General features: G+C 71.6%; 2 protein-coding genes. Both read left to right on the forward strand.

What is annotated here, in order from left to right; all coding sequences use genetic code 11:
* The first annotated feature begins 83 nt into the window (after window positions 1-83).
* Window positions 84-2,015, forward strand: a complete 1,932-nt coding sequence (dxs, locus tag K6I34_RS33505) for a 1-deoxy-D-xylulose-5-phosphate synthase (protein ID WP_229331809.1) — start codon at window positions 84-86, stop codon at window positions 2,013-2,015.
* Window positions 2,012-3,439 (forward strand): aspartate aminotransferase family protein, encoded by a 1,428-nt coding sequence (locus tag K6I34_RS33510; RefSeq protein ID WP_229331810.1) that lies wholly within the window; start codon window positions 2,012-2,014, stop codon window positions 3,437-3,439. Before dxs ends, K6I34_RS33510 begins: the two co-directional genes overlap by 4 nt.
* The last annotated feature ends 275 nt before the right edge of the window (window positions 3,440-3,714 follow it).

Here is a 3,714-nt window from a genome sequence, read left to right on the forward strand (position 1 = left end):
ACGCGGGGGAACGCGGGGGAACAGCGAGAAGGGGCCGGGACGGCAGCCCGGCCGAGGCCGTAAGACCCAAGGAGGGGGCGCGCATGTCGTTGCTGGAGAACATTCGCGGTCCGCGCGACCTGAAGACGCTGGACGGCGAGGAGCTGACCGAACTCGCCGAGGAGATCCGCCACTTCCTGGTGCACGCCGTGGCCAGGACCGGCGGCCACCTGGGCCCCAATCTCGGAGTGGTGGAACTCTCCATCGCCCTGCACCGTGCCTTCGACTCACCGTCCGACCGCATCCTGTGGGACACCGGCCACCAGTCGTACGTCCACAAGCTGCTCACCGGCCGCCAGGACTTCTCCAAGCTGCGCGGCAAGGGCGGCCTGTCCGGCTACCCGTCCCGCGAGGAGTCCGAGCACGACGTCATCGAGAACAGCCACGCCTCCACCGTGCTCGGCTGGGCCGACGGCCTCGCCAAGGCCAACCAGGTGCTCGGGCGCTGGAACCGGCACGTCGTCGCCGTCATCGGGGACGGCGCCCTCACCGGGGGCATGGCGTGGGAGGCGCTCAACAACATAGCCGCCGCCAAGGACCGGCCGCTGATCATCGTCGTCAACGACAACGAGCGCAGCTACGCGCCCACCATCGGCGGCATCGCCGACCACCTCGCCACCCTGCGCACCACCGACGGCTACGAGCGCTTCCTCTCCTGGGGCAAGGGCGCCGTCCAGGGCCTCCCGGTGCTCGGCAGGCCGCTCTACGAATCGCTGCACGGCGCGAAGAAGGGCTTCAAGGACGCCTTCGCGCCGCAGGGCATGTTCGAGGACCTGGGCCTGAAGTACCTCGGGCCGATAGACGGGCACGACGTCGGCGCCGTCGAGTCGGCGCTGCGCCGGGCCAAGCGCTTCCACGGGCCCGTCCTCGTCCACGTCAGGACCGAGAAGGGCCGCGGCTACCAGCCCGCCCTGGAGGACGAGGCGGACCGCTTCCACACCGTGGGGGTGATCAACCCGCTCACCAGCGAGCCCCTGGCCCCGGCCGGCGGCCAGTCCTGGACCTCCGTCTTCGGCGACGAGATGGTGCGCATCGGCGCGGAACGGCCGGACGTGGTCGCGATCACCGCGGCCATGCTGCACCCCGTGGGCCTCACCCGGTTCGCCGACGCCTACCCGGACCGCGTCTGGGACGTCGGGATCGCCGAGCAGCACGCGGCGACATCCGCGGCCGGTCTGGCGACGGGCGGGCTGCACCCGGTGTTCGCGGTGTACGCGACGTTCCTCAACCGTGCGTTCGACCAGGTGCTGATGGACGTGGCGCTGCACAAGTGCGGCGTGACGTTCGTCCTGGACCGGGCCGGGGTGACGGGCACCGACGGCCCCTCGCACAACGGCATGTGGGACATGTCGATCCTCCAGGTCGTGCCCGGCCTGCGGATCGCCGCCCCGCGCGACGCCGACCAGCTCCGCGCCCAGCTGCGCGAGGCCGTGGACGTGGAGGACGCGCCGACCGTCATCCGCTTCCCCAAGGAGACGGTGGGCGAGCCCGTACCCGCGCTCGACCGGATCGGCGGCATGGACGTGCTCGCCCGCCCGGACGAGACCGGTGACGCGGAGGTGCTCCTCGTCGCGGTCGGCGCCATGACCCGGGTCTGCCTCCAGGCCGCCGAACTGCTCACCGCGCGCGGCACCCCCTGCACCGTCGTCGACCCGCGCTGGGTCAAGCCCGTGGACGAAGCGCTGCCCGCTCTCGCCGCACGGCACCGGATCGTCGCCGTCGTCGAGGACAACAGCCGCACCGGCGGCGTCGGCTGGGCCGTCGCGCAGGCCCTGCGCGACGCCGAGGTCGACGTGCCGATCCGTACGTTCGGCATCCCCGAGCAGTTCCTCGCGCACGCCAAGCGCAGCGAGGTGCTGGCGGACCTGGGGCTCACCCCCGCCGAGATCGCCGGCCGCATCAGCGCCGCCCTGGCCCGCACCCGGGCAGGTGAAGCGGAAGCGGCCCGTAAGGCCTGTAAGGAGAACGACGCATGACATCCGACGGCACCGACACCGGCACCGCCGCCGACGCCGCCGCCAAAGGCTTCGACCTCGCCCGGCTCCTCGCCGAGCGCGGCGGCGAGCGCTACGAGCTGCACTCCCGCCACCTCAACCACCAGCTGCCCCGCATGCTCCACACCATCGGCTTCGACAAGGTCTACGAGCGGGCCGAAGGGGCGTACTTCTGGGACGCCGACGGGCAGGACTACCTCGACATGCTCGCGGGCTTCGGGGTGATGGGCCTCGGCCGCCACCACCCCGTGGTGCGCAAGGCCCTGCACGACGTCCTCGACGCCTCCCTCGCCGACCTCACCCGCTTCGACTGCCAGCCGCTGCCGGGCCTCCTCGCCGAGAAACTGCTGTCGTACACCCCCTATCTGGACCGGGTGTTCTTCGGCAACAGCGGCACCGAGGCCGTGGAGACGGCACTGAAGTTCGCCCGCTACGCGACCGGCAAGCCACGCGTCCTCTACTGCGCCCACGCCTTCCACGGCCTGACGACCGGATCGCTGTCGGTCAACGGCGAGGACGGTTTCCGCGACGGCTTCGCCCCGCTGTTGCCCGACACCGCGATCCCGCTCGGCGACCTCGACGCCCTGGAACGCGAGCTGCGCCGCGGGGACGTGGCGGCGTTCGTGGTCGAGCCCATCCAGGGCAAGGGCGTCCACGAGGCCCCGCCCGGCTTCCTGCGCCGGGCGCAGGAGCTGTTGCACCGTCACAAGGCCCTGCTCATCGCCGACGAGGTGCAGACCGGCATCGGCCGCACCGGCGACTTCTACGCGTTCCAGCACGAGCCCGGCGTCGAGCCGGACCTGGTGTGCGTGGCCAAGGCGCTGTCCGGCGGTTACGTGCCCGTCGGCGCGACCCTCGGCAAGGACTGGATCTTCAAAAAGGTCTATTCCTCCATGGACCGGGTGCTCGTGCACTCCGCGAGCTTCGGCTCCAACGCCCAGGCCATGGCGGCGGGTCTCGCCGTCCTCTCCGTCATGGAGGACGAGCGGATCGTGGCCAACGCCCGGCACACGGGCGAGCTGCTGCGCTCCCGGCTGGCCGCCCTCGTCGACAAGTACGAGCTGCTGCACGACGTCCGCGGGCGCGGCCTGATGATCGGCATCGAGTTCGGCAAACCGAAGTCCCTGGGCCTGCGCAGCCGCTGGGCCATGCTCCAGGCCGCCCGCAAGGGCCTGTTCGCCCAGATGGTCGTGGTACCGCTGCTCCAGAAGCACCGCATCCTCACCCAGGTCTCGGGCGACCACCTGGAGGTCATCAAGCTCATCCCGCCCCTGACCATCGGCGAACCCGAGGTGGACCGCTTCGTGACCGCCTTCACCGAGGTCATGGACGAGGCCCACGGAGGCGGCGGCCTCATGTGGGACTTCGGCCGCACGCTGGTGAAACAGGCGGTGGCGAATCGCTGAGCGGTGTCCCGCGCCCCAAAGGGGCGCGGGACAGTGTCCATGTGCGGCTCCGCCGCGCAGCCCCGTAAGGGGCGCGGGGAACTGCGCGACCAGCCACGAGCTACCTTCGGCCGCGCGCCAAGCGCAAGAGGCACCCCAGTAGGCGCCCGGGGCTACCCCAGTAGGCGCCGGGGCCCGGAGGCGGCGCAGCCCCGGCGGTGACGCGGCTCAGGCCGTGAGCCGTTCCCGCAAGCGCTCCCGCAAGGACGTATCGATCCCCAGCCCCTCCCCGAGAT

The sequence above is a fragment of the Streptomyces sp. UNOC14_S4 genome (assembly GCF_020740835.1).
Taxonomy (GTDB): Bacteria; Actinomycetota; Actinomycetes; order Streptomycetales; family Streptomycetaceae; genus Streptomyces.

Coding starts and splice junctions, on each gene's coding strand:
- K6I34_RS33510 (WP_229331810.1), top strand. CDS start 2,012: ATGACATCCGACGGCACCGACACCGGCACCGCCGCCGACGCCGCCGCC.
- dxs (WP_229331809.1), top strand. CDS start 84: ATGTCGTTGCTGGAGAACATTCGCGGTCCGCGCGACCTGAAGACGCTG.